The organism is Streptomyces sp. NBC_00354 (genome assembly GCF_036106915.1).
Lineage (GTDB): Bacteria > Actinomycetota > Actinomycetes > Streptomycetales > Streptomycetaceae > Streptomyces.
In genome coordinates this window covers 3,481,681-3,507,618 of sequence record NZ_CP107983.1, presented here as the reverse complement: position 1 = coordinate 3,507,618, position 25,938 = coordinate 3,481,681, and the positions used below count along the sequence as shown (strand labels likewise).

The 25,938-nt window shown below is 72.7% G+C and carries 17 protein-coding genes; 12 read left to right on the top strand and 5 right to left on the bottom strand.

Annotation, left to right across the window (positions count from 1 at the left end; all coding sequences use genetic code 11):
- Positions 1 to 108 precede the first annotated feature (108 nt).
- Positions 109 to 789 carry an MOSC domain-containing protein gene (locus tag OHT74_RS15520; RefSeq protein ID WP_328623325.1) on the bottom strand — a complete coding sequence of 227 codons (681 nt, stop codon included), beginning with the start codon at positions 787 to 789 and terminating at the stop codon, positions 109 to 111.
- A 107-nt stretch (positions 790 to 896) separates the two neighbouring features.
- On the opposite strand from OHT74_RS15520, the gene OHT74_RS15515 reads away from it, so the two are divergent.
- On the top strand, positions 897 to 1,796 hold the full coding sequence (locus OHT74_RS15515) for a LysR family transcriptional regulator (RefSeq protein WP_328620531.1): 900 nt from the start codon (positions 897 to 899) through the stop codon (positions 1,794 to 1,796).
- Positions 1,797 to 1,899: 103 nt separating this feature from the next.
- Here OHT74_RS15515 and OHT74_RS15510 read toward each other — a convergent pair whose 3' ends face one another.
- Positions 1,900 to 2,226, bottom strand: coding sequence for a WhiB family transcriptional regulator (locus tag OHT74_RS15510; RefSeq protein WP_053786417.1), 327 nt, complete (start codon positions 2,224 to 2,226; stop codon positions 1,900 to 1,902).
- Positions 2,227 to 2,605: 379 nt separating this feature from the next.
- Here OHT74_RS15510 and OHT74_RS15505 point away from each other — a divergent pair, with 379 nt between their 5' ends.
- From OHT74_RS15505 to OHT74_RS15490, 4 genes are all read left to right on the top strand, one after another.
- Positions 2,606 to 3,217, top strand: coding sequence for a response regulator transcription factor (locus OHT74_RS15505; RefSeq protein WP_003948568.1), 612 nt, complete (start codon positions 2,606 to 2,608; stop codon positions 3,215 to 3,217).
- Positions 3,218 to 3,626: 409 nt separating this feature from the next.
- On the top strand, positions 3,627 to 4,256 hold the full coding sequence (locus OHT74_RS15500; protein ID WP_328620530.1) for a sigma-70 family RNA polymerase sigma factor: 630 nt from the start codon (positions 3,627 to 3,629) through the stop codon (positions 4,254 to 4,256).
- A gap of 165 nt (positions 4,257 to 4,421) precedes the next feature.
- Entirely contained in the window at positions 4,422 to 5,927 is a 1,506-nt protein-coding gene (gene guaB / locus OHT74_RS15495) for an IMP dehydrogenase (RefSeq protein WP_266664658.1), read from the top strand.
- A 145-nt stretch (positions 5,928 to 6,072) separates the two neighbouring features.
- Positions 6,073 to 7,197, top strand: coding sequence for a GuaB3 family IMP dehydrogenase-related protein (locus OHT74_RS15490; RefSeq protein ID WP_266626374.1), 1,125 nt, complete (start codon positions 6,073 to 6,075; stop codon positions 7,195 to 7,197).
- Between the two features lie 66 nt (positions 7,198 to 7,263).
- Here OHT74_RS15490 and OHT74_RS15485 read toward each other — a convergent pair whose 3' ends face one another.
- The 3 genes from OHT74_RS15485 to OHT74_RS15475 form a co-directional block, all read right to left on the bottom strand.
- Complete coding sequence (locus OHT74_RS15485; RefSeq protein WP_328620529.1) at positions 7,264 to 8,979, bottom strand: M16 family metallopeptidase; 1,716 nt, start codon at positions 8,977 to 8,979, stop codon at positions 7,264 to 7,266.
- A 194-nt stretch (positions 8,980 to 9,173) separates the two neighbouring features.
- Positions 9,174 to 9,653 (bottom strand): hypothetical protein, encoded by a 480-nt coding sequence (locus tag OHT74_RS15480; protein WP_328620528.1) that lies wholly within the window; start codon positions 9,651 to 9,653, stop codon positions 9,174 to 9,176.
- Positions 9,654 to 9,791: 138 nt separating this feature from the next.
- Positions 9,792 to 11,021 carry a nucleotide sugar dehydrogenase gene (locus tag OHT74_RS15475; protein ID WP_328620527.1) on the bottom strand — a complete coding sequence of 410 codons (1,230 nt, stop codon included), beginning with the start codon at positions 11,019 to 11,021 and terminating at the stop codon, positions 9,792 to 9,794.
- Between the two features lie 262 nt (positions 11,022 to 11,283).
- On the opposite strand from OHT74_RS15475, the gene OHT74_RS15470 reads away from it, so the two are divergent.
- The 7 genes from OHT74_RS15470 to OHT74_RS15440 all read left to right on the top strand — a co-directional run bounded on the left by OHT74_RS15470 (position 11,284) and on the right by OHT74_RS15440 (position 25,637).
- Positions 11,284 to 12,990, top strand: a complete 1,707-nt coding sequence (locus OHT74_RS15470) for a glycerol-3-phosphate dehydrogenase/oxidase (RefSeq protein WP_266664649.1) — start codon at positions 11,284 to 11,286, stop codon at positions 12,988 to 12,990.
- A gap of 176 nt (positions 12,991 to 13,166) precedes the next feature.
- Positions 13,167 to 15,635 (top strand): serine/threonine-protein kinase, encoded by a 2,469-nt coding sequence (locus OHT74_RS15465; protein WP_328620526.1) that lies wholly within the window; start codon positions 13,167 to 13,169, stop codon positions 15,633 to 15,635.
- Between the two features lie 111 nt (positions 15,636 to 15,746).
- The gene (locus OHT74_RS15460; RefSeq protein WP_328620525.1) at positions 15,747 to 18,491 is read left to right on the top strand and encodes a serine/threonine protein kinase; all 2,745 of its coding nucleotides are present in this window, start codon (positions 15,747 to 15,749) and stop codon (positions 18,489 to 18,491) included.
- A 124-nt stretch (positions 18,492 to 18,615) separates the two neighbouring features.
- Positions 18,616 to 20,256 carry a serine/threonine-protein kinase gene (locus tag OHT74_RS15455; protein WP_328620524.1) on the top strand — a complete coding sequence of 547 codons (1,641 nt, stop codon included), beginning with the start codon at positions 18,616 to 18,618 and terminating at the stop codon, positions 20,254 to 20,256.
- A gap of 93 nt (positions 20,257 to 20,349) precedes the next feature.
- On the top strand, positions 20,350 to 21,978 hold the full coding sequence (locus OHT74_RS15450; protein WP_266664643.1) for a succinic semialdehyde dehydrogenase: 1,629 nt from the start codon (positions 20,350 to 20,352) through the stop codon (positions 21,976 to 21,978).
- 32 nt (positions 21,979 to 22,010) lie between these two features.
- On the top strand, positions 22,011 to 23,804 hold the full coding sequence (locus OHT74_RS15445) for a GMC family oxidoreductase (RefSeq protein ID WP_328620523.1): 1,794 nt from the start codon (positions 22,011 to 22,013) through the stop codon (positions 23,802 to 23,804).
- Between the two features lie 192 nt (positions 23,805 to 23,996).
- On the top strand, positions 23,997 to 25,637 hold the full coding sequence (locus OHT74_RS15440; RefSeq protein ID WP_328620522.1) for a peptidase: 1,641 nt from the start codon (positions 23,997 to 23,999) through the stop codon (positions 25,635 to 25,637).
- Positions 25,638 to 25,938: the final 301 nt, after the last annotated feature.

The window sequence follows — 25,938 nt, the reverse complement described above, 5'->3', positions numbered from 1 at the left end:
ACCCCTTCGTGACGGTTCACGCCGCCCGTCGTCGCTTCCCGCTGCGGAACCGCTACTTCCGGCTACATTCGCCCTGCTCGCGGGCCACTTGCCGGGTTGCTCGCCGGGCTACTCCCCGTCCTGCGTCCCGTACTTCTCCATGTACGCGCGGACCGTGTCGTGCGCCTGCGGCTCCATCGCCTCGCCCGCCGCCAGCGTGCGCGGGAGCAGTGACCGGTCCGTGGTGAAGGCCCGGAACCAGAGCTCCACCGTCACATCGTGGTCCGGGCGGTGGATGACCTCGATGGCGTCGCCGGGGGAGACCGCGCCCTCCTGGACCACGCGCAGGTACGCACCCGGCCGCGCGGCCTGCGTGTACCGCTTGACCCAGGCCGTCTCGCCGAGGGCACCCTGGAAGGTCCGGCACGGGATGCGGGCCGAGGCCACCTCGAGGACGAGGCCCGCGCCGATCCCCCAGCGCTCCCCGAGCAGCGCGCCGGTCACGTCGAGGCCGGAGGTGGTGAGGTTCTCGCCGAAGAGCCCGGCAGGCAGCTCGCGGTCCAGCTCGCCCTCCCACCAGTCCAGGTCCTCGTGCGCGTAGGCGTAGACGGCCTGGTGGTCCCCGCCGTGGTGGCGCAGGTCGCAGACGGCGTCGCCCTCGAGGCCGCTGCCGCCGATGCCCTTGGGCCCCGGGGCGGACACCCGGACCGGACCGGGGACGGGGCGCTTGCCGATGCCGGTGAATCCGCCCGGCGCGTCGGTGTGGTCGACGGCCGTCGCGCGGCCGAGGTTCACGGAGAGGACGTGCATGGGGGCAAGGGGGGCGATGGAGGCCATGGAGACCACGGTAGTCCAGCTTCCTCAAAGGGGCACGGGAGTATTCACGCTGTGCTCAAAGCTGGGCTTATGCTCGGAGGATGATCGAGGCACGTCATCTCCGGGTGCTGCGCGCCGTGGCCGGCACCGGGTCCTTCTCCGCCGCCGCCCGCGAGCTCGGGTGCACCCAGCCCGCCGTCTCCCAGCAGATGAAGGCGCTGGAGCAGTCGGCCGGCACCCCGCTGCTCATCCGGGCCGGCCGCGAGATGCGGCTGACCCAGGCCGGTACGGCCCTGGTGCGGCACGCCGCCGGGATCCTCGCCGGGCTGACCGCCGCCGAGGAGGAGGTCGCGGCGATCGCCGGGCTGCGCGCGGGCCGGGTCCGGCTGGTGTCCTTCCCCAGCGGGAGCTCCACGCTGGTGCCGACCGCGCTGGCCGCGATGCGCGCCGAGCACCCCGGTACGCGGATCTCGCTGGTCGAGGCGGAGCCCCCGCGGTCCGTGGAGATGCTGCGCGAGGGCGACTGCGACCTGGCGCTGGCCTTCCGGTACGGCGGGGCCGCCGGATCGGCCGCCGAGTGGGAGGACCTCGTCGTGCGGCCGTTGCTGACGGACCGGCTCGTCGGGCTGGTGCCGGACGGGCACCGGCTGGCCGGGGCCGAGCGGGTGGGCATGGCGGACCTCGCCGACGAGCCCTGGATCGCGGGCTGTCCGCGCTGCCGCCGCCACCTGGTGGAGGTGTGCGAGGAGGTGGGCTTCACCCCGCGCATCGACTTCGCGACCGACGACTACCCGGCCGTGGTCGGCCTGGTCGGCGCCGGGCTGGGCGTCGCGGTGCTGCCGGAGCTCGCGGTGGAGTCCGTACGGGCCAAGGGCGTGAGCACGGTGGCCGTGGAACCGGCCGTGGAGCGGGAGGTCGTGGCGCTGACCCTGCCCGACCTGGCGCGGGTGCCGGCCGTGGCGGCGACCCTGGCCGAACTGGAGCGGGCCGCCACGCGCTGACCGTGACCGTACGGCGGCACGGCGATACGGCCGAACGCGTGGCGTTCCGGTTCGCGTGCGGGTCGAAGAAACGTTCCTTCGTACGTTTCGGCGAACCCGTGGATCAGTGCGGGGGGATGGGGCCGATCGTGCTCGATGCGGGGATCAGGCGATGGCGCGCGCGCCCCATGAGCTCTTCGCGTTCGTCTTCGGTGAGCCCGCCCCACACCCCGTAGGGCTCGCGGACGGCCAGTGCGTGCGCGGCGCATTCCGAGCGCACCGGGCATCTCATGCAGACCTCTTTAGCCGAGGCCTCGCGCGCACTCCTCGCCGCGCCCCGCTCGCCCTCCGGGTGGAAGAAGAGGGAGCTGTCGACCCCTCGGCAGGCGGCCAGCAGCTGCCAGTCCCAGAGGTCGGCGTTCGGTCCGGGGAGGCGGGAGAAATCTGCCATGGGTAGTCCTCTTGGTGCCGGTACTGAGACGGATACGGTCCAAGTCTCCACACCTACTGTCGGAGTAGATGTAAATATGACTCATTGGGAATCTAGCCTCAGACACCTGCCAAACGGAAGAAAAGCCGCCAAATAGGGCATAGCTCCAGATGGAGGACACACCGTGAGTGGCACCCGCGTCGTGATCGCTTCCTCACGTAGAGTGCCGAAGGTGTCCGTCCGACCCGTAACTCTTTCGAGTGACCATCGTTGAGAGTGCGAAGGCGGTTGAACCAAGAAGTTCCCGGACAGGTGTCCGAGGGCATCGACCGCACAGGTGACGATACGTACCAGCCTGGAGGCTCAAGGTGACGCGCATCAGCAGCTGCGGAGGGCGGTCATGACTTCCGTCCTCGTCTGCGACGACTCCCCGCTTGCCCGAGAGGCGCTCCGTCGCGCGGTTGCCACCGTGCCCGGCGTCGAGCGTGTGACGACGGCTGCCAACGGCGAGGAAGTCCTCCGCCGCTGGGGTGCCGACCGCTCCGACCTGATTCTGATGGATGTACGGATGCCCGGGCTCGGCGGTGTGGAGACGGTGCGCCGGCTGCTCTCGGCCGATCCGGGCGCCCGCATCATCATGCTGACGGTCGCCGAGGACCTGGACGGCGTGGCCCTCGCGGTCGCCGCCGGCGCCCGGGGCTATCTGCACAAGGACGCCTCGCGCGCCGAACTGCGGGCCACGGTCACCCAGGCACTCGCCGACCCGACCTGGCGACTGGCCCCGCGCCGGCTCCGCTCGGCCGAGATGGGCGCCGCGCCCACGCTCACCGCGCGCGAGATCCAGGTCCTGGAGGGCATGAGCCACGGCCGGTCCAACGCGGAGATCGGGCGCGAGCTCTTCCTCTCCGAGGACACGGTCAAGACGCACGCCCGCCGGCTGTTCAAGAAGCTGGGCGCCTCGGACCGGGCGCACGCCGTGGCGCTCGGGTTCCGCTGGGGCCTGGTCCGCTGACCGCGAGCCCGCAGGCCGGACGCTGAGAGCGGTCCCGTCCGCCACCGGCGGGCGGGGCGGCGCGCCGCGTGCCGCCGATCGGGCCCGACCGCGGCCGGCCCCGTCCGGTCCTGTCCGGTCCCGTGTCCCGTACGGTCCGTCCGGAGGACCGTCCCGCCTGTTTCCGTCCCGTCGCACCCGGTGCGTACCCGGGGATCGGCGGGGCACAATCCGGGGGACGTGTCGCTTCGCGCGCGATGCCGCATGCTTGAGGTGTGGCGCATTTTCTGGGATGGGGCCTCGGGGAGTACTCGGTCGAGCGGGAGGGGAGGGCGCAGTGATGGGTTCAGGCGCACCCGCTCATAACGCTTCGACGCACAACACGGGCCGTGGCGGCGCGAATGCTCCGGCGCCAAGGCACCATGGATTGATGCGCGAGGACGAGGCCCCGGGGTCACCCGCGGCCACAGGCTCCACCGGCGCCGCCAAGAGCGGTAGCGCCGGGGCTGTCAGCGCGCTCGTACGCCGAGCGGTGGAGGGCGACGAGCAGGCGACGCACGACCTGCTCGCCTTCGTGCACCCGCTGGCCATCCGCTACTGCCGCGCACGGCTCTCGCGCCTTCCGGGCGACGCCCGCCACTTCGTGGAGGACCTGGCGCAGGAGGTGTGCGTCGCCGTCCTGATGGCGCTCCCGCGGTACCGGGACACCGGCCGCCCCTTCGAGGCCTTCGTCTTCGCCATCGCCGCGCACAAGGTCGCCGACCTGCAGCGGGCCGCCATGCGGCACCCGGGCAGCACGGCCGTGCCCTCCGACGAGATGCCCGAGCGGCCGGACGACTCGCTGGGGCCGGAGGAGCGGGCGCTGCTGAGCAGTGACGCGGCCTGGGCCAAGAAGCTGCTGGCCAACCTTCCGGAGAACCAGCGCGAGCTCCTCGTACTGCGGGTGGCGGTCGGGCTCACGGCCGAGGAGACCGGGCAGATGCTCGGGATGTCCCCCGGTGCGGTGCGGGTGGCCCAGCATCGTGCGCTCAGCCGGCTGCGCGCGCTCGCCGAGCAGTAGCCCGGAAACAACCGGGCTCCGGCCGAATCCTGTCGACGGTCGATACGCCGACGATCAATAGGAGGAAGCCACGAAACTTGGGCTTGACCCGGCTCGTGGAATGAGACGCGTCGCGATCCCGTTAGCATGGAGATCCGCGCTGAGCAAGACCATTGGGAAGGTGTCATGACTGTGAACGCCGACGGAGTGCCCGACAAATTCGCCACACTCGGCCTCACCTATGACGATGTCCTGCTGCTGCCGGGCTCGTCCGACATGGCGCCGGACGAGATCGACACCTCCTCCCTCATCTCCCGGAACGTGCGCGTCAACGTTCCGCTGCTGTCCGCCGCCATGGACAAGGTCACCGAGGCCCGCATGGCCATCGCGATGGCCCGCCAGGGCGGCGTCGGCGTACTGCACCGCAACCTGTCGATCGCCGACCAGGCGAACCAGGTCGACCTGGTGAAGCGCTCCGAGTCCGGCATGGTCACCGACCCGATCACGGTGCACCCCGACGCGACCCTGCGCGAGGCCGACGAGCTCTGCGCGAAGTTCCGCATCTCCGGCGTCCCGGTCACCGACCCGGCGGGCAAGCTGCTCGGCATCGTCACCAACCGCGACATGGCCTTCGAGTCGGACCGCAGCCGCCAGGTGCGCGAGGTCATGACCCCGATGCCGCTGGTCACGGGCAAGGTCGGCATCTCCGGCGTCGACGCCATGGAGCTGCTGCGCCGCCACAAGATCGAGAAGCTTCCGCTGGTCGACGACGCGGGCATCCTCAAGGGCCTCATCACGGTCAAGGACTTCGTCAAGGCCGAGAAGTACCCGAACGCCGCCAAGGACAAGGGCGGCCGCCTCCTGGTCGGCGCCGCGGTCGGCGTCGCCGGCGACGCGTACGACCGCGCCCAGGCCCTGATCGAGGCGGGCGCCGACTTCATCGTCGTCGACACCGCCCACGGCCACTCCCGCCTGGTCGGCGACATGGTCGCCAAGATCAAGTCGAACTCCTCCGTCGACGTCATCGGCGGCAACGTCGCCACCCGCGACGGCGCCCAGGCGCTGATCGACGCCGGCTGCGACGGCATCAAGGTCGGCGTGGGCCCCGGCTCCATCTGCACCACCCGCGTCGTCGCCGGCATCGGCGTCCCGCAGGTCACCGCCATCTACGAGGCCTCGCTCGCCGCGAAGGCGGCCGGCGTCCCGGTCATCGGCGACGGCGGCCTGCAGTACTCCGGCGACATCGCGAAGGCGCTCGTCGCGGGCGCCGACACGGTGATGCTCGGCTCGCTGCTCGCGGGCTGCGAGGAGTCCCCGGGCGAGCTGCTCTTCATCAACGGCAAGCAGTTCAAGTCGTACCGCGGCATGGGCTCGCTCGGCGCGATGCAGTCCCGCGGCGACCAGCGCTCCTTCTCCAAGGACCGCTACTTCCAGGAGGGCGTGGGCGGCGACGACAAGCTCATCCCCGAGGGCATCGAGGGCCAGGTCCCGTACCGCGGCCCGCTCTCCGCGGTCGTGCACCAGCTCGTCGGCGGCCTGCGCCAGTCGATGTTCTACGTCGGCGGCCGTACGGTGCCGGAGCTGCAGGACCGCGGCCGCTTCGTCCGCATCACCTCGGCGGGCCTCAAGGAGAGCCACCCGCACGACATCCAGATGACGGTCGAGGCTCCGAACTACAGCCGCAAGGGCTGATCCGAGCTGCACCGGAGGGGCGGGCCCGCACGGGTCCGCCCCTCCGGCGTGCCCGGCGCATGCGTCCGTACAGCGGTCACCGGAACGCGACGTGCCGGGGTTCGGGGATACTGGACGGGCAGACCCAGAGGAAAGGCCACCACACGTGACTGAGATCGAGATCGGGCGCGGCAAGCGCGGCCGCAGGGCGTACGCGTTCGACGACATCGCCATCGTCCCGAGCCGGCGGACGCGGGACCCGAAGGAGGTCTCGATCGCCTGGCAGATCGACGCCTACCGCTTCGAGCTCCCGTTCCTCGCCGCCCCCATGGACTCGGTCGTCTCCCCGCAGACCGCCATCCGCATCGGCGAGCTCGGCGGCCTCGGCGTGCTGAACCTCGAAGGCCTGTGGACCCGGTACGAGGACCCGCAGCCGCTGCTCGACGAGATCACGGAGCTGGACGAGGAGTCCGCGACCCGTCGTCTCCAGGAGATCTACTCCGCCCCGATCCAGGCGGACCTGATCCGGCAGCGCATCAAGGAGGTCCGCGACTCCGGTGTCGTCACCGCCGCCGCGCTCTCCCCACAGCGCACCGCCGAGTTCTCCAAGGCCGTCGTCGACGCCGGTGTGGACATCTTCGTGATCCGCGGCACCACCGTGTCGGCGGAGCACGTCTCCGGCGCCGCCGAGCCGCTGAACCTGAAGCAGTTCATCTACGAGCTCGACGTCCCGGTCATCGTCGGCGGCTGCGCCACGTACACCGCGGCCCTGCACCTGATGCGCACCGGCGCCGCGGGCGTCCTGGTCGGCTTCGGCGGCGGCGCCGCGCACACCACGCGCAACGTGCTCGGCATCCAGGTCCCGATGGCCACCGCCGTCGCGGACGTGGCCGCGGCGCGCCGCGACTACATGGACGAGTCCGGCGGCCGCTACGTGCACGTCATCGCCGACGGCGGCGTGGGCTGGTCCGGCGACATCCCGAAGGCCGTCGCCTGCGGCGCCGACGCCGTGATGATGGGCTCCCCGCTGGCCCGCGCCACCGACGCGCCCGGCAAGGGCCACCACTGGGGCATGGAGGCCGTCCACGAGGACGTGCCGCGCGGCAAGAAGGTCGACCTGGGCACGGTCGGCACCACCGAGGAGATCCTCACCGGCCCGTCGCACATCTCGGACGGCTCGATGAACATCTTCGGCGCGCTGCGCCGCTCGATGGCCACCACCGGCTACAGCGAGCTCAAGGAGTTCCAGCGGGTCGAGGTCACGGTCGCGGACTCGCAGCACCGCCGCTGACCCCCACGCACGCACGCGAAGGGCCGGCTCCCCGGAGGGGGAGCCGGCCCTTCGGCGTCCGGCCGGTCAGTTCTTGCCCTTGATCCGGCGATCCAGGCAGACGCCCCACGGGATCAGGAAGACGCCCGCGAAGATCAGCCACTTGAGCAGGTCCTGCGCGGTGCCCTGGGGTATCTGGTCGTGATCGTCACCCAGGGCGATGCCCAGCAGGAGCACCGACCCGCCGATGAGCAGCCCGGGCACACCGAGCACCCACAGCAGCGCGGTGAACCAGACGGAGCGCACGGCGGGCGCGGCCACAGGGCCGGGCGCGGCCGGCTGCGGGATCCGCGACGGGTGACGGGGCGGCATCGCGACCACCACCGCGGGCGGGACGGCCGCGTCGATCGCCGCCAGTTCGGCAGGGGTGATCCGGTGGTAGAGGGTCGGCTCGACGGTGACGGTGAACCCGTCGTGGCCTACCAGGTGGCGGGCGCCGTCCGGGTAGACCTGCATCAGGGAGCATTCGGCGTAGCGGACGGTGACCCGCTGGCCCGGCGAGACCCGGCTGACGCCGTCGTCCGCCAGACGCAGGAAGACGCCCGTGTCCGCCACCGCCGGGTGGCGCCTGCCGCTGACGAGCTCCGGGGAATCGGTGGGTGCGGCCGCCAGGCCGGCCCGGTCCGCGCCCCGGCCGGGCACCTGCATCAGGGCGTCGTCCCACACGGCGAGGGCGACCCGGTGCAGGTCGGCGACGGTGACCGCCTCGATCTCGGCCTTCGCCTCGGCGACGGTGAGGTTGCGGTGGCCCAGCAGCAGGTTCACGGCATGCCCGGGGAGCATGCAGCCGGCGAGCTCCGGCGCGTCGAACTGCGCCAGCGCGGATGCTCGTACGGAGTCCAGGTCGGCCTGTTCGATCCGGCCGGCCCGGAGCTTCGCGAAGACGTCGACGAAGGCACCGACCAGGGCGTCCTGCTTCTGCGGGAGGGCGTCGGCGTACGCGGTGACGGTCGCGGAGTCGGCGTCGCGCGGGGAGTAGTCGCCGGTCGCGGTGGAGGAGTAGCCGCCCTTCTGGCGCAGCTCGCGGAACAGCTCCTTGCCCAGGACCTCGGCGAACAGGCCCGCTTCGGTGGAACGGGGCACGACCGCGGTCAGGACGACGCCGCGGTCGTCGCCCCGGAAGCAGGCGGGGGTGGCGGGCAGCGCGGAGGTGGCCGCCGGGGCCGGGTGCCACTCGCCGCTCGGGAGCGTGAGGTCGAGGCCCTCGGGGACGGTGTCGCCGGTGATCCACAGGACGGCGTTCCGGGCGGTGAACCGGGTCTGCACCCATGCGCGGACATCGTCCGCGGTCAGGCGGTACAGGCCCGTCTCGGCGTAGCCGGTGAGTCCGTACGAGCGGGAGCCGTAGCGCCACAGGGTGGCGGCGTGGGCCGGGCCGTGACTCTTGCCGGCGGCCTCGGTGCGCAGGATCTCCTTCTCGGTCTCCAGCCGTTCCATCGGGAGGTCGCGCAGCGCCGCGCACACGCCGTTGAGGTACTCGACCACGTCGGCGGGAGTGCCCGTGACGTGGAACTCGGTGTGCGCGGCGGCGGTGGCGCCGTTGTGGTGCACGTCGCCGAGGCCGTGCCGGTGCAGGGCGAGGTGCTCGACCAGATGGGTGATGCCGCTGGTGGCGAGGGTCTCGTCGGCGCGTCCGACGCGGAAGAGGAGCCCGGCGGTGAGGAGCCCCGAACGGGGGGCGAGGACGGTGCGGATGCCGTCCACGGTGGTGGTGGTGATGCCGTCGGCGTCGGTCGTGTCCATGATGTCCCCCTCAGCCCTTGGCCAGGGCGGTCATGCGGTGGCGGCTGAACTCGGCCTCGTGGTCGGAGCCGCCGGTGTAGCCCCACGGGAACGGCCGAGCCGGGGGTGAGCGGGCACGTGCGGATCATATGACCGCCGGACGGGCCGTCAACAGGGATTTCTGCCGAACGTGCCTGCTCAGAGCCGCCCTTGGATCAGTCGCTGATCTTCTTGGCGGTGCCGAAGGCGACGAAGCCGCCGATGACGAGGAAGACGTAGTCCATCGCCTCGGCGCCCTCCTGCCAGATGTCGTTGAGACCGCTGACGCCCGCGTGGCTCAGGACGTCGCCGACGCCGACGTTGCCGTAGTCGGCCAGCTTCAGCGCGATGTAGAACAGCTGGCCGAGGTAGACGGCGCCGAGCGAGAGGATCGCGCCGACCACGGGGAGCACGGGGTTCTTGCCGCCGAGCTTTCCGGCGGCAAAGCCGACCAGGATGCCGACGCCGACCGCCGCGTAGCCGATCTGGCGGTCGATCGCGTTCATGATCCCGCCGTACGCGGCGGCCGCGACCAGTGCGGCGACCAGGGCCGCGGCGATGCCGAGGCCGATGTTGCCGGTCCGGGCGGGCTCGGCCGGGTACGGGACGGCCGGGGTCGCGGAGTCGGGCGCGGGCGGCTGGATGTGCTGGCTCATGGAGAAATCCCCCCCAGGGATTCGGGCATACGTGTGGGCGGGTGCAGGAGGCACGGGGCGCTGCGGACGTATGTGCGAGATAAGTCGCCGCAGGCTAGCAGCCGGATCCGGCATCCGCAGAGGGGATTTGCGGCGTGGTCAGAGCCGGTGTGCCGCGCCCGCCGGGCTGGCGCCGCGGGTGTCCAGAAGCAACTGTGCCTTCACCGCCAGACCTTGGAGGTCGTACGTGCGGTGGTGCTGGAGCAGGATCGTCAGATCGGCGTTCGCGGCGGCCTCGTACAACGATTCGGCGCGGGGGACGGGCTGGTCCCTGACGCGCCATCCGGCGATGTACGGGTCGTGGTAGCTGATCAGCGCGCCGAGGTCGAGGAGCCGGCTGGCGATCTCGCAGGCCGGTGAGCCCTCCTGGTCGCCCAGATCGGGCTTGTACGTGACGCCGAGCAGCAGGACCCGGGCCCCGCGGGCCGATTTCCCGTGCTCGTTCAGCAGGGTGGCGGAACGCTGGATGACGTACTGGGGCATCCGGCCGTTGATCTCCTGCGCCAGCCCGACCATGCGCAGGGGGTGGCCCGGGGTGCGGGTGGTGTGGGGGAGGTAGTTGGGGTCGAGGGGGACACCGTGGCCGCCGACCCCCGGGCCGGGCCGGAACGCCTGGAATCCGTACGGCTTGGTCTCGGCGCAGCGGATGACGTCCCACAGGTCGACGCCGAGGTCGTGGCAGAGCACCGCCATCTCGTTCATGAGGGCGATGTTGACGTGCCGGTAGTTGGTCTCCAGGAGCTGTACGGTCTCGGCCTCGCGCAGGCCGCGCGCGCGGACCACCTTCTCGGTGAGACGGGCGTAGAAGGCGTGCGCGGACTCGGTGCAGGCGGGGGTGAGGCCGCCGATCACCTTGGGGGTGTTGGCGATGCCGTGGGTGCGGTTGCCCGGGTCGAGGCGGCTGGGGGAGTAGGCCAGGTGGAAGTCCCGGCCCGCGCGCAGTCCGGAGCCGGTCTCGAGGATCGGGCGCAGGTAGTCCTCGGTGACGCCCGGGTGGGCGGCGGACTCGAGGATGACGGTGGTGTGCGGGCGCAGCCGGGCGGCGAGCGTGCGGCCCGCCTCGCCGACGGCGGAGAGGTCGAGCGCGCGGTCGGCGCCGAGCTGGGTGGGGGCGCAGATGACGGCGGTGCGGACCCTGCCGAGTTCGGCGGGGTTGGTGGTGACCCGGAAGCCGGCGGCCGACATGCGGCGGACCTCGGCGGCGGTGAGGGTGGAGTCCGTGGCCGGACCGCTGTCGTAGCCGACCGTCTCGATTCCGGCGGCGACGGCCGCCTGGGCCAGCGGGAGGCCGAGGTGGCCGAGTCCGATGACGGCCAGATCTGCGGGCATGGGGTGCCGTCCCTTCCCTGGCATGCATGAGGGGGCTGGGTGCGCAAGTCCTGTGGACCGTGCGGGTCCAGGTGTGGAGCTGGCGCGATGTCAGACTAGGCGTATATATGACCGATGTGTCGTATTACGGGGTGATGGTCGCCGTTGTGTTGTCCACAGGCGGTGGCTGATGTGGGTGCGGCGGGTCAGAATCGAGGGCGGGGGATGTGAGCGGGATCACCCGCACCGAGCGGGGAACACCCGCACCGAACGGGAGGCAGCCGTGAGGACAGCGACACTGGGGCCGGTCCAGCGCGAAGAGGCGCTCGCCCGGATGGCCGAGCGGGAACTGGACGTGCTGGTGGTGGGCGCGGGCGTGGTGGGCGCCGGCACCGCCCTCGACGCCGCGACCAGAGGCCTCTCGACGGGGCTGGTGGAGGCCCGGGACTGGGCGTCCGGCACCTCCAGCCGGTCGAGCAAGCTGATCCACGGCGGTCTGCGGTACCTGGAGATGCTGGACTTCGCCCTCGTACGGGAGGCCCTCAAGGAGCGCGGCCTGCTGCTGGAGCGGCTGGCCCCGCACCTGGTCAAGCCCGTGCCGTTCCTGTATCCGCTCCAGCACAAGGGCTGGGAGCGGTTCTACGCCGGATCGGGCGTCGCGCTGTACGACGCGATGTCGGTGTCCAGCGGGCACGGGCGGGGGCTGCCGTTGCACCGGCACCTGTCGCGGGGGCGCGCGCTGCGGGTCGCGCCGGCGCTGCGCAAGGACGCGCTGGTGGGGGCCCTGCAGTACTACGACGCCCAGATGGACGATGCGCGGTACGTGGCCACGCTGGTCCGGACGGCCGCGGCATACGGGGCGCAGTGCGCCAATCGGGCGAGGGTGGTCGGCTTCCTGCGCGAGGGGGAGCGGGTCGTCGGGGCGAGGGTGCAGGACGTGGAGGGCGGCGGGGAGTACGAGATCCGCGCGCGGCAGATCGTGAACGCGACGGGGGTGTGGACGGACGACACGCAGGCTCTGATCGGGGAGCGGGGGCAGTTCCACGTCCGGGCGTCGAAGGGCATCCACCTGGTCGTCCCGAAGGACCGGATCCACTCCTCGACGGGCCTGATCCTCCGGACGGAGAAGTCGGTCCTGTTCGTGATCCCGTGGGGGCGGAGCTGGATCGTGGGGACGACGGACACGGACTGGGACCTGGACAAGGCGCATCCGGCGGCGTCCAGCGCGGACATCGACTACCTGCTGGACCACGTGAACTCGGTGCTGGCGGTGCCGCTGACGCGCGACGACGTGCAGGGGGTGTACGCGGGCCTGCGGCCGCTGCTGGCCGGGGAGTCGGACGCGACGAGCAAGCTCTCGCGCGAGCACACGGTGGCCCATCCCGTACCGGGGCTGGTGGTGGTCGCGGGCGGCAAGTACACGACGTACCGGGTCATGGCGAAGGACGCCGTGGACGAGGCGGTGCACGGGCTGGACCAGCGGGTCGCGGAATGCGTGACGGAGGACGTGCCGCTGGTGGGGGCGGAGGGGTACCGGGCGCTGTGGAACGGGCGGGCCCGGATGGCGGCCCGGACGGGCCTTCATGTGGTGCGGGTGGAGCACCTGTTGAACCGGTACGGCTCGATGACGGAAGAACTGCTGGACCTGATCGCGGCGGACCCCGGGCTGGGGCAGCCGCTGGGCGGGGCGGACGACTACCTGCGGGCGGAGGTGGTCTACGCGGCCTCGCACGAGGGGGCGCGGCACCTGGACGACGTGCTGACGCGGCGGACGCGGATCTCGATCGAGACGTTCGACCGTGGGACGCGGTCGGCGAGGGAGTGCGCGGAGCTGATGGCTCCGGTCCTGGGGTGGGACAAGCAGCAGACCGAGAAGGAAGTGGAACACTACGAGAAGCGGGTACAGGCGGAACGGGAATCGCAGCGTCAGCCGGACGACCAGACGGCGGATGCGGCGCGGTTGGGGGCTCCCGACATCGTTCCGTTGTAACTCCGGGATGCGGAGGGGGGAACCGCGGACCCGGGGCGCCCGTCCGTTGCGGAGTGAGGAACAATGAGGGTTCTGCCGGGGCGGGTTACCGCACGGGTTCTCCCGGGGCGGGCCACCGGGGACCCCGGAGGCTGCCGGAGCAGCCTGAGCAGGCGGCACGATCGCAGAGGGGACGCATGTCGAAGCCGGAGCACACCGAGTCGCCCGCCGAGTCGCCTGCGGCGAAGCAGGACCGGGCGAAGCCTGTGTCGGCGGAGCCGAAGTCGCCTACGGCGAAGCCTGGCGCACCGCAGGCTGCGAAGCCTGACGCTGCGAAGCCTGCCGTCCCGCCTGCGGCGAAGCCGGACGCGGGCAAGCCTGCGTCCGGTGCCGCAGAGCCGGCGGAGGCTGCGGCTGGTGCCGCCGAGGCCGGGAAGCCGGCCCCGGGCGGGGCCGGTGGCGGCGCGGCCGAGGACGCGAAGCCTGCCGTGGCGTCTGCCGAGCCGGCGGAGCCGGCGGGCGAGGAACCTGCTGCGGCCAAGGCCGACCTGGGCAAGCCTGCGGCTGCCGCCGGTGTCACCGAGGGCGGGAAGCCGGACCTGGGCAAGGCTGCGGCGGCGTCTGCCGAGGCCGAGGACAAGAGGCCTGCTGCGGCGAAGCCTGTGGCCGCGGGGAATTCCGTCGTCGAGAAGGCCGATGCCGTTGCGGCCGCGGTCAAGGCGGCTGCCGCCAAGGCCGCTGAGGGCGCGGGAGCCGAGGGCCGGCTGCTCGCGCGCCGCTACCGGCTGCGCGAAGTCCTCGGCAAGGGCGGCATGGGCACCGTGTGGCGCGCCGAGGACGAGACCCTCGGCCGGACGGTCGCCGTCAAGGAACTCCGCTTCAGCACCGGAGTCGACGAGGACGAGAAGCGCCGCCTCATCACCCGCACCCTGCGCGAAGCCAAGGCGATCGCCCGGATCCGCAGCGGCGGCGCCGTCACCGTCTTCGACGTCGTGGACGAGGACGAGCGCCCGTGGATCGTCATGGAGCTCATCGAGGGCCCCTCGCTGGCCGAGTTCATCCGTGAACAGGGCCCGCTGACCCCGCACCGCGCCGCCGAGGTCGGCCTCGCCGTGCTCGACGTGCTCCGCGCCGCGCACGGCCAGGGCATCCTGCACCGGGACGTGAAGCCGTCCAACGTGCTCATCGCCCGCACCGGCCGCGTCGTCCTCACCGACTTCGGCATCGCCCAGGTCGAGGGCGACCCCTCCGTCACCTCCACCGGCATGCTCGTCGGCGCCCCCTCGTACATCTCCCCCGAGCGCGCCCGCGGCCAGAAGCCCGGCCCGCCCGCCGACATGTGGTCCCTCGGCGGACTGCTCTACGCCGCCGTCGAGGGGGTGCCCCCGTACGACAAGGGGTCCGCGCTCGCCACCCTCACCGCCGTGATGACCGAGCCGGTGGATCCGCCCAAGAACGCGGGTCCGCTGACCGAGGTCATCTACGGCCTGCTGGCCAAGGACCCGGCCCGCCGCCTCGACGACGCGCGCGCCCGGGCGATGCTCACCGCCGTCGTCAACGCGCCGGAGCCCGCCCCCGCCCCGGTCCTTGCCCCGGCCGTCGAGGAAACCCGGCAGATCTCGCTGGCCGACGCCAAGGAGGCCGCGGCCAAGGTCACCGCCGAAAGGGCCGCCGAGAAGGCGGAGAAGAAGGAGCGCGAGCGGCTCGAGCGCGAGCAGCGCGACCGGGCCCGCGCTGCGCTGAAGGCGACCCGCAAGGCCGCGGCAGCCGCAGCGGCGACGACGGCTGCCTCGGCGGCCGAGCCCCCGGCGACGGGCAAGCGCTCGCCGGTCGCGGCGCCCCTCACCGACGTCATGTCCCGCCGCACCATCGCCCTCGCGATAGCGGGCGTGGTCGTCGCGCTCGCCGTCATCGGATCCCTGATCGCGTACGCGTTCATCGGTGACGACCCGTCCGGCAAGAAGAAGGAAGAGGGCAAGGGCGGTCCGGGTGCGACGGCTTCCGGCACGCCGAACCCCAGCGCGTCCGCCAAGACCGGCGAGACCAACGCCACCGCGGGCAAGGGCGGCAGCGGCGGCACCACCGGCACCGGCACCGGCGGCACCGAGCCCAGCCAGGGGCAGTCCCCGGGCGGCCAGCAGGGCCAGAGTCAGGGCCAGGGGCAGAGCCAGGGTCAGGGCGCCTCGCCGGGCGGTCCCGGAGGCGTACTCCCCGAGGGCTACGCCAAGGTGACGGACCCTGGGTTCCACTTCTCCATGGTGATGCCCTCGGGCTTCCACGTGACGGGCATAGCCGGCAAGAACTCCGGCGCGATATACAGCCGCGACGGCGGCTTCCCGCGCATCCAGGTCGACCACACCTCCAGCCCCGGCAACGACGCCCGCGCCGCATGGGCGGAGGCGGTCGCCGGAACGGCGAGCTCCAGCACGAACTACCGGACGATCCGGATCGACGCGACGGAGTACAACGGCTACCCGACCGTCGCCGACTGGGAGTTTGAGCGGGAGCAGAACGGCATCAAGGTCCGGGTGCTCAACCGTGGTTTCAAGGTGGACGCGAAGAACGGCTACGCCATCATGATCAGCTGCGCGGCGGACCAGTGGGACGGCGCGGAGTGCACGACGATGCGCAACACGGCGTTCCAGACCTTCCAGCCGCTCGGCTGAGCAGCCGCTCGCCACGAGCCTTTCCAGGCCCGGGACGCGGGCGCCCTGCGCGACGTATCGTGGCAGCGGGGCCATGGGACACGTGCGCCCCCAGCACTCGGGGGAGGCGAAGTGGAGGACTACGCGGGCCGGATCCTGGCCGACCGCTACCGTCTGCCGCTCCCGCCGTCGGACGAGTACGAGCTGGTCGAGACCCGCGCCTTCGACACGCGCAGCGGGCAGGAAGTCCTGGTACGGCAGGTGCCGTTGCCGGAACTCGTGGATGCCGAGTTACTGGACGGGGATGCGGCGGCCGGGGCCGGGGCCCGGGCCCCGGTGGCGGCCGGGCGCCGGGCGCCGGGGGATCTGCCGGCCGTGCGCAGAGCCATCGCCGCCGCGCAGGCGGCCGCGTCCGTGCCGGACCATCCGCGGCTGGACCAGGTCTTCGACGTGTTCGCCGAGGGCGGGTCGCTGTGGATAGTGAGCGAGTTGGTGCCGGCGCGTCCGCTGGCCGCGCTCATCGCCGATGAGCCGCTGAGCCCGTACCGGGCGGCGGAGGTCGCTGCGGACGTGCTCACTGCGTTGCGGGTGCTGCACGCGCATGGCTGGACGCACCGGAACATCACGGTCCGGACCGTGTTGATATGCGAGGACGGGAGGGTCGTGCTGACGGGGCTGGCGGCGGGTGCCGCCGAGGACGCCCTGTGCGGCTACGACCCGGTCCCGCCGAACCCCGGCGGATCCGGCGCCTGGGCCCCGCCCGCCGCGCCGCCGCCCCCTGCCCCGCCCCGGGGCTGGGTCAAGTCCCCCGCGGCCCAGGCCCGGATTGCACCGCCCCCGGCGTCACCGGAGCCGGGCACGGACGTCTTGGCCGCCGGCCCGGGCCGGGGCACGGCACCGAACCCTGGCGGGGAGCAGGACCGGGGGGCGCCGCCCGGTGCGGGACTTGCCGTACGGGGGCCCCAGGGCAGGGACCCGGACGGGTCGGCGGGCGGCGGGCGGGATGCCGGTCCGGGCGCGGGCGGTTACGCCCCCCTCGTGGCGCCCGGCTACGACACCGGACCGCGGTACTCCGACCACATCACCCCCGCGGCGACCGAGGAGCGGCCCGACCTCAAGGCGGCCGCCCGCGCCGGGGCCATCGCCGCGTACAGGGCAGGGGCACAGGCCGCCGCCGCGCGGGTCACCGAGCAGCGCAAGGGCGGATCCGAGCCCGCGCCGGAGCCGAGGCCGCAGGGGTCGAACCTGCCGCAGGGGTACTCGTACCCGTACGGCGGCCCGGAGAGCGGTACGAGCGCGCCGTGGCACGGGGCCACCCCGCGCCGGCAGGCCGCCCTTCCGCCCGCCGAGCAGCCGGAGCCGGAGCCGGAGCCGGAGCCCGAGACGCAGCCCGAGCCCGAGACGCAGCCCGACCCGGCGCCGCCCCGTCCCGTGCTGCCCGCCCAACTCGCCCTGCCCCAGGGATACCACCAGGCCGACCCCCCGCCCCCGGCCTCGCCGCAGGGGGCCGAGGGCCCGGACATGGCCTCGTACCTGCCCCCGGGCGAGCCCGGCCCCGTTCGGCAGAACGGGTCCGAGGGCCCGGACACGGGCTCGTACATGCTCCCCGGCGAGTCGGCCGCCCTGCTCCGGCCCAGCCGGCCCAGCCGGCCCAGTCAGGCCAGCCGGCCCAGTCGGCCCGGCCACGACGGGGGTTGGGGCGGTGCGGGGATTCGGAGTGGCCTGGATGCCGAGCGGGCGCGGCAGACGCGGATGGCCGTCGTCGGGGCCGTCACCGAGCGGTGGGCCCCCGAGCAGGCCGGGCCCGTCACCGGGCCCTGGCAGCTGGCCGCCCCCGTCGGGCCCGCCACCGACCTCTGGGCGCTCGGCGCGCTGCTGTACCGCGCCGTCCAGGGCCATGCCCCGTACCCCGAGGACAGCGTCACCGAGCTCGTCGAGATGGTCTGCGCCGAGTCCCCCGCCTTCGCCGAGGAGTGCGGCCCGCTGCGCCCGGTCGTGGAGTCGCTGCTGCGCCAGGACCCCACCGAGCGCCCCGACTTCGAGGAGCTCCGCGGCTGGCTGCGCTCGCTCGTACGGTCCGCCCCCGAGCCGGACGGCGGCCTCGGCGCGCTCCCGATGCCGGAGCCGGATCCCGCGCGGCTGCCCGTCGTACGCCGGCGGGGCGACCTGCACGGCCGGCACCGCAACCCCGCCCCCTCCCGCAAGCCGCGCTCGCTGGGGCGGATCCTGCTCGTCGGCATCCTCGCCCTGCTCGCCGGGACCGTGGCCTACGCCATGCTCTTCCTGCCCAGGGACGGGGGCCAGGGGGATGCCGACGACAAGACCCCCGTGGCGCAGCAGTCTCCGTCGCCGTCCCCCTCCGCCCCGCCCTCGCCGAAGCAGAGTCAGACGCCCCAGACCCCGCAGACCGGGGCCCCCGCCCCCGCCCCGCCCGGCTACAGCACCCAGCAGGACCCCGAGCACTTCGAGATCGCCGTCCCGGGCGGCTGGGAGCGGCGCGGCGTGAACGAGGCCGGGCAGGTCCGCTACACCGACGGGGAGTACGTCCTGACGGTCGTCCCCGGCCGCGACAAGGTCGACGGCAATCCGGACCCGGCGACGTACCAGAAGGACAAGGAGCCGGAGCTGGCCCCGTACCGGTCCTCCACCTGGGCCAGCGGCGGCGACGTCAAGACCACGAAGGTCGGCAACCAGCTCCGCGTCACCGGCCGGTACACGTGGATCGACGGCAACGGCCGCAGCGTCGTCGCCCGGAATTTCGTCGTGGCGCTCGGCGGCAGCTACCACGTCGTCATGGTCACCGGTCCGCAGGACGGGGAGGGCAAGGTCACCGAGGTCTTCGAAAAGGCCACGGGGAGTTACAAATCCGGTGGCTGAGGCCGACTGACGGTGACTCAGTACGGCGATTGCGTCACAGTGCTGCCGGAACCGCGCCTTCACGGTTCCAGCAGCCCCGAGGGCTCCGTAATCTGGCCCGAAGTGCACAGAGTGGCGGGGTTTCGTGGAACAGCAGACAGGTGCGGGCGCGGTGCTCGCTGGCCGGTACCGGCTCGTGGAGCCCATCGGCAGCGGCGGCATGGGCAAGGTGTGGCGCGCGCATGACGAGCTGCTGCACAGGACCGTCGCCGTCAAGGAACTGACGGCGGGTCTGTACGTCGCCCAGGCCGACCGGGAGGTCCTGCACGCCCGGACGCAGAAAGAGGCCCGGGCCGCGGCCAGGATCCAGCACCCGGCGGTCGTCGTCGTCCACGACGTGCTGGAGCACGACGACCGGCCGTGGATCGTCATGGAGTACATCGACGGCCCCTCCCTCGCGGACGCGGCCAAGGCGGCCGGCCGGATCGAGCCCAACGAGGCGGCCCGGATCGGGCTGCACGTACTGGGCGCGCTGCGCGCCGCGCACGCGGTCGGCGTCCTGCACCGGGACGTGAAGCCCGGCAACGTGCTGCTCGCCAAGGACGGGCGGGTCCTGCTCACGGACTTCGGGATCGCCGCGATCGAGGGAGACTCCTCCATCACGCGGACCGGCGAGATCGTGGGCTCCATCGACTACCTGGCCCCGGAGCGGGTCACCGGCGGCACCCCCGGCACGGCCTCCGACCTGTGGTCGCTGGGCGCGACCCTGTACACGGCCGTCGAGGCCCGTTCGCCCTTCCGCCGTACCTCGCCCATCTCGAGCCTGCAGGCCGTGGTCAACGACGAGCCGCCGGCGCTGCGGCAGTCGGGGGCCCTGGGGCCGGTCATCACCGCCCTGCTGCGCAAGGACCCGGACGAGCGGCCCTCGGCCCAGGAGACCGAGCGGATGCTGATCGAGGCGATGGAGGGCCGGGAGCCGAAGGCGGCGCACGCGTACGTGCCCACCCGCGCGGTGACTCCGGAGGAACTCACCGACGCCCAGGAGCCCGGCACCGGCGCCGCGACCGAGCCCGTCCCGCCCACCGGCCCGGCGCCCGATCAGGGACGTACGACGGCCCTGCCCGAACAGGCCGGACCCGCTCCCGCAGCGGGGAGCCCGGCCACGGGCCGGATCAAGCGGGCCGCGGCCGTCGCCCTCGTGGCGGCGCTGGTCGGCGGCGGCGCCGTGTTCGGAGTACTGAAGTTCGTCGGGGACACGGATGGGGGCGGCGGCTCCGACAAGAACGCGAGCGCCTCCGACCAGCAGGACGGCGACGAGGACGCCCCTCCGGCGGGCTACAAGGAGGTCACCGACCCCATCGCCGGCTTCACCCTGTTCGTCCCGGAGGGCTGGACGCGCAAGGCGAACGGCGATCAGATCGACTACACGCCGGACGACGGAAAGCACTTCATCCGGATCGCCTCCGATTCCACCCCGGACTACCAGGACCCGTACGCGCACCTGCTCGACCTGGAGAAGCAGGTGGCGAAGCGGACCGACTACAAGAAGGTGCGGCTGAACCAGAACACGTTCCGGGACAGCACCCGGGCCGCGCTCTGGGACTTCAGCTGGACGGAGAAGCAGAACCACCCCGGTCCGCGCAGGGCCAAGGAGCAGATGTACGTCGCCCCGGACGGCACGGAGTACGCCATCTACATGTCGAGCCCGGTCGCCGACTGGGCCACGACCGAGCAGCAGTTCGACATCGTGCTCAGCGGCTGGGAACCGCCTGCCAAGAAGCCCTGATCCCGCTACTCTGCCAGCGATCACTGGCGGAAATGGCAAAATCCGGTTACCGGCGGGTACCCAAAGGCTGTCCGGCGCAATACGCTCACCGGCATGACGGACTCGCAGGCCCCGGCCCCCCTCCGCACCGCACCGGCACCCACCAATCCGGTCGCCCCGGCCCCGGCCGGTGCCCGCACCGCCGCCGACGTGGTGACCCCCGACCTGGTCGCCCGGCTGACCCGCGGAGTGCTCGGCTCCGGGCGCACCGCCAACCACACCCCGTTCACCGGGGACCGGCTGGCGGAGCTCCCCGAGGCCACCCCCGAGGACGTGGCCGAGGCCTTCGACCGGGCCCGCGCCGCCCAGAGCGCCTGGGCGGCCGTCCCCGTCGCCAAGCGGGCGGCCGTGCTCCTGCGCTTCCACGACCTGGTCCTGGACCGGCAGGCCGAGGTCCTCGACCTGATCCAGCTGGAGACCGGCAAGGCCCGCCTGCACGCCCACGAGGAGGTCCAGGCGGTCGCCGTCTCGGCCCGCCACTACGGGCGCAAGGCCCCCGGGTACCTGCGCCCCAAGGGCCACACGGGCGCCATGCCCACCCTCACGAAGGTCACCGAGCTGCGCCAGCCGCGCGGGGTCGTCGGCCAGATCGCCCCTTGGAACTACCCCCTCGAGCTGTCCGTCGGCGACGCGCTGCCCGCCTTCGTCTCCGGCAACGCCGTCGTCATGAAGCCCGACACCGAGACCGCGCTCACCGCCCTGTGGGCCCGTGACCTGCTGATCGAGGCCGGACTGCCCGCCGAGGTCTTCCAGATCGTCCTCGGCGACGGACCCGTCGTCGGCCCCGAGGTGGTCCGGCACGCCGACTACGTCTCCTTCACCGGCTCCACCCGCACCGGCCGCGAGGTCGCCCAGGGCGCGGCCGCCCGCCTCGTCGGGGTCTCGCTCGAGCTCGGCGGCAAGAACGCCATGCTCGTGCTGCACGACGCCGACATCGAGAAGGCCGCCGCGGGCGCCGTCCGCGCCTGCTTCTCCTCCGCCGGCCAGCTCTGCATCTCCATCGAGCGGCTGTACGTCCACGCCTCGATCGCCGACGCGTTCGTCGAGCGCTTCGCCGCCCGTACGAAGGCCATGCGGCTCGGCGCCTCCCTCGCGTACGGCGCGGACATGGGCTCGCTGGTCGGCGAGCGCCAGCTGGAGACCGTCCAGCGGCACGTGGACGAAGCCGTGGCCAAGGGCGCCACCCTCGTCGCGGGCGGCACCGCCCGCCCCGACATCGGCCCGCTGTTCTACGAGCCCACCATCCTCGACGGCGTCGAGGCGCCGATGGCGGTCTGCGGCGAGGAAACGTTCGGCCCGGTGGTCTCCATCTACCGGTTCACCGACGAGGACGAGGCCGTCGCGCAGGCCAACTCCACCGCGTACGGGCTCAACTCCAGCGTCTGGACCAAGGACGCCCGCCGCGGCCACGCCGTCGCCGCCCGCCTGCGCACCGGCACCGTCAACATCAACGAGGGCTACGCCCCCGCCTACGGCAGCGCCCAGGCGCCCATGGGCGGCATGAAGGACTCCGGCCTCGGCCGCCGCCACGGCTCCGAGGGCATCCTCAAGTACACCGAGGCCCAGACCGTCGCCCACCAGCGGCTGCTCCCGATGGCGCCCTCGCTGGGCATGGACGACGAGAAGTACGCGGCGTTCATGACCCGCAGCCTCAAGGTCATGAAGGCTCTCCGTCTGCGCTAGGCACGCCAGGACCCAACCGGGAGGCACAAGCAGTGTCGTACGACCACGATTACGACTACGACGTCATCGTCATCGGATCGGGCTTCGGAGGGTCGGTCTCGGCGCTGCGGCTGACCGAGAAGGGCTACCGGGTCGGCGTCCTGGAGGCAGGGCGCCGGTTCACCCGCGAGAGCCTGCCCCGCAACAGCTGGGACCTGCGCAACTACCTGTGGGCCCCGGCCCTCGGGCTGTACGGGATCCAGCGGATCCACCTGCTCGGCAACGTGATGGTGCTCGCGGGCGCCGGGGTGGGCGGCGGCTCGCTCAACTACGCCAACACCCTGTACGTGCCGCCCACCGCCTTCTTCGAGGACCGGCAGTGGGCGTCCATCACCGACTGGCGCGAGGAACTCGCCCCGTACTACGACCAGGCCAAGCGGATGCTCGGCGTACGCCTCAACCCGACGCTGACCCCCTCCGACGTCCACCTGAAGGCCGCCGCCGAGAAGATGGGCGTCGGGGACTCCTTCCACATGGCCCCGGTCGGCGTCTTCTTCGGCGACGGCGCGGACGCCGAGGGCGGCTGCGAGGCCCGCCCCGGCCAGGAGGTCCCCGACCCGTACTTCGGGGGCGCCGGCCCCGCCCGCAGGGCCTGCACCGAATGCGGCGAGTGCATGACCGGTTGCCGGCACGGCGCGAAGAACACCCTGAACGAGAACTACCTGCACCTCGCCGAGCGCGCCGGCGCCGTCATCCACCCGATGACCACCGTCACCGCGCTCGCCGAGCACCCCGACGGCGGCTACCGCATCCGTACCGTCCCCACCGACGCGCGCCGCCGGGGAATCGCCAAGGAGCTGCGCGCCCGGTACGTGGTCGTCGCGGCGGGCACGTACGGCACCCAGACCCTGCTGCACACCATGAAGGACAACGGGCTCCTCCCGCGGATCTCGGACCGGCTCGGCGAGCTGACCCGGACCAACTCGGAGGGCCTGGTCGGCGCGCAGACCGACGACCGCCGCTACCGCCGACGCCGCGGCGCGGGCCCCGGCGAGGAGCAGCGCGCCGACTTCACCCGGGGCGTGGCGATCACCTCGTCCGTGCACCCCGACGCCGACACCCACATCGAGCCCGTCCGCTACGGCAAGGGCTCCAACGCCATGGGGTTCATGACCGTCCTCCAAGTGCCGTTCGGCAGGCACCGGGTCCGGGCCTGGTTCGCCCGGACCGCGAAGCACCCGGTGCAGCTGGCGCGCTCGCTGTCCAACCGGCGCTGGTCGGAGCGGACGATCATCGGGCTGGTCATGCAGTCGCTGGACAACTCGCTGACGACGTACCGCAAGCCCGGCGGGCTCGGGAAGGGCCTGCTCACCGCCCGCCAGGGGCACGGCGCGCCGAACCCGGTGCAGATCAAGGAGGCCACCGAGGCGGCCACCCTGCTGGCCGAGGAGATCAACGGCTTCCCGGGCAGCAACATCGGCGAGCTGATGGGCACCCCGCTGACGGCGCACTTCCTCGGCGGCTGCCCGATCGGCGCCTCCGCGGAGGAGGGCGTGGTGGACCCGTACCACCGGCTGTACGGGCACCCGGGCATCTCGGTGGTGGACGGCTCGGCGGTCTCCGCGAACCTCGGGGTGAACCCGTCGCTGACGATCACGGCGCAGGCGGAGCGGGCGATGTCGTACTGGCCGAACAACGGCGAGCAGGACCCGCGGCCGGAGCAGGGCGGGGCCTACGCCCGGCTGGCGGCGGTGGAACCGGCCCGTCCGGCGGTCCCGAAGGAGGCGTTCGGCGCGTTGCGGCTGCCTTTGCTGCTGCCGGTGCCGGAGGTTCCGAAGAAGGCGTGACACGTGTAGCGGCGGCAAGGTCTGCGCTCCCCCTCCGAGCGCAGAACCCGCCGCCGCGTACATAAGTGACAGGTGATCAGTCCGGATGGTTGCATGTGATGCCCGTCACGCCGCGAAGTGTGCAACTGTGACCCGCCCTCGGCGGTCTCGATCATCATGGACAAGCGCATCTCCCTTTTGGCAGCTACGGGGTTGGCGACTCTGAGCCTCGGCGTGGCCGCCCCCGCGCTCGCCGCGGAACCCGCCTTCCCGCTCGGAGGCCCCTCCGCCCAGGTGCTCCAGCCGTACCCGGACACGGGCGCCCCGAAGGAGCGGAGCCTTCGCTACAACCTGAGCTATGTGGGCCCCGGGAACAGCTTCCCGGGCGAGTTCACCATCACCGTCGACCTGAGCAAGGTCGCCGGGGTGGCGTCGGTCCGGCTCGATCCGGCCAAGCCCCGGCCGAACTGCGCCGCGAGCGCCACCGCGATCGTCTGCAAGCAGCAGGGCCTGTCGGTCGGGAACGGGAGCAACAGCTTCGACCTGCTCGTCTCCGCCGCCCAGGGCAGCAAGAACGGCGCGAGCGGCGCGATCGCGGTCACCGGCAAGGTGGCCGGGGCGAGCGTCACGCCCGTCACCACCACGATGACCGTCGGCGGCCCCGATCTGCTCGTGGGGGAGCTGAAGCTCAAGGCGGACGTGGCGGCGGGCGAGCAGCAGGACCTGCCCCTCGCCTTCGCGAACCGGGGCACGCTGCCCGCCAAGTCGGTGGCGCTGGAGCTGGACACCTCGGCCGGCCTGGAGCCTGCGGAGACGTACGACAACTGCCGGCGGCAGGACCACGGCGGTATGGGCGACACCACGGTGTGCCTCGTCGAGGGCGAGTTCCTGCCGGGCGAGTCCTACCAGCTCGCCCCCGACTCCCCGCTGCACCTCAAGACGACCGAGCGGGCCTACCGGGACACGCTGAGGTACGGGGTCATCCCCGACCCGGCGCCGGGCAAGGACGCGCCTGCGGGCAAGTCGGCCACCGGTAAGAAGCTGACGCTGGTCAAGGCGTCGGCTGCCGTGCCGGTCACGGAATCCAACCTGGACCCGCGGGTCGCCAGGCGGGCCGAGGACACCGATCTGAACCCGCGCGACAACGAGCGCTCGTTCGACTTCGACGCCAAGGGCGCCAAGGCCGACTTCGAGGCGGTCACCGCCTCGCCCTCCGGCAAGGTGGGCGACACGGTCGTGGCCGAGCTCGGCTTCCGCAACAAGGGCCCGGCCGTGATCAGCCACCTGCGCTCGGGTCAGAGCGTGGCCCGTGCCGACATCGTGATGCCGGCCGGCGTGCAGGTCACGGACGTGCCCCGGAACTGCCGCGCGGTCAACGCCGACGGCAGCGACCGCGCGGAGCAGCTGGGCGCGCCGCGCTACTTCTGTGACGGCGGGCTGTTCGCGGACGTCCCCGGTACGTACGCCAGCCGGTTCGCGATGAAGATCGAGAAGGCCGTGGCGAACGCCAAGGGCTCGGTCACCGTTGGTGAGCCGGTCCCGGGCGGCACCAAGCAGCACGCCTTCGACCCGGTCGCGGGCAACACCACGGCCGCCTTCGTGGTCGAGGTGAAGAGCGGCGCGAGCCCGTCCCCGTCCGCCTCGGCCTCCGCCTCGCCGTCGCCGTCCGCGTCCGCCTCGGCGTCGGCCACGCCCTCCGCGTCGTCCTCCACCACCGCTGCCGGCGGTACGGGCGGCAACCTGGCCTCGACCGGCAGCTCCGTCGGCCCGGTCGCGCTGGGCGCGCTGGCGGCCGTGGCCGTCGGCGGTGCGCTGTACGTGGGGGTGCGCCGCCGGTCCGGCGGGCACGCGTAAGCGCCGGAAACACAGAGAACGGCCGGCCCGGGGCGTCTCCTGGGCCGGCCGTCCCTTTTTGGGGTGACCGGGCTGCTGTCCCCTGCCGTCCGGTCACGCGAAGGAGCGAGGTCCCACGACGCACGTCCCCGACGGGCCGTACGTCTCATCGCTCCGGCGGAGCCACGCGTGGTGTTCGGTCCCGCGCCTGGCTGACGCGGCCATCCACACCAACGAAGCCCGTCGGGGCCGGTCACGGTCCGGACGAGTGACGAACAGGCGTAAGAGGCGCAAGAGGCGTGGGCGCACGGGGCGGGGACGG

What these genes read in the sequence shown, in the direction of transcription:
- OHT74_RS15520 (WP_328623325.1), bottom strand. Translation starts at nt 789, where the DNA reads ATGCACGTCCTCTCCGTGAACCTCGGCCGCGCGACGGCCGTCGACCAC.
- OHT74_RS15515 (WP_328620531.1), top strand. Translation starts at nt 897, where the DNA reads ATGATCGAGGCACGTCATCTCCGGGTGCTGCGCGCCGTGGCCGGCACC.
- OHT74_RS15510 (WP_053786417.1), bottom strand. Translation starts at nt 2,226, where the DNA reads ATGGCAGATTTCTCCCGCCTCCCCGGACCGAACGCCGACCTCTGGGAC.
- OHT74_RS15505 (WP_003948568.1), top strand. Translation starts at nt 2,606, where the DNA reads ATGACTTCCGTCCTCGTCTGCGACGACTCCCCGCTTGCCCGAGAGGCG.
- OHT74_RS15500 (WP_328620530.1), top strand. Translation starts at nt 3,627, where the DNA reads ATGCGCGAGGACGAGGCCCCGGGGTCACCCGCGGCCACAGGCTCCACC.
- guaB (WP_266664658.1), top strand. Translation starts at nt 4,422, where the DNA reads ATGACTGTGAACGCCGACGGAGTGCCCGACAAATTCGCCACACTCGGC.
- OHT74_RS15485 (WP_328620529.1), bottom strand. Translation starts at nt 8,979, where the DNA reads ATGGACACGACCGACGCCGACGGCATCACCACCACCACCGTGGACGGC.
- OHT74_RS15480 (WP_328620528.1), bottom strand. Translation starts at nt 9,653, where the DNA reads ATGAGCCAGCACATCCAGCCGCCCGCGCCCGACTCCGCGACCCCGGCC.
- OHT74_RS15475 (WP_328620527.1), bottom strand. Translation starts at nt 11,021, where the DNA reads ATGCCCGCAGATCTGGCCGTCATCGGACTCGGCCACCTCGGCCTCCCG.
- OHT74_RS15465 (WP_328620526.1), top strand. Translation starts at nt 13,167, where the DNA reads ATGTCGAAGCCGGAGCACACCGAGTCGCCCGCCGAGTCGCCTGCGGCG.
- OHT74_RS15450 (WP_266664643.1), top strand. Translation starts at nt 20,350, where the DNA reads ATGACGGACTCGCAGGCCCCGGCCCCCCTCCGCACCGCACCGGCACCC.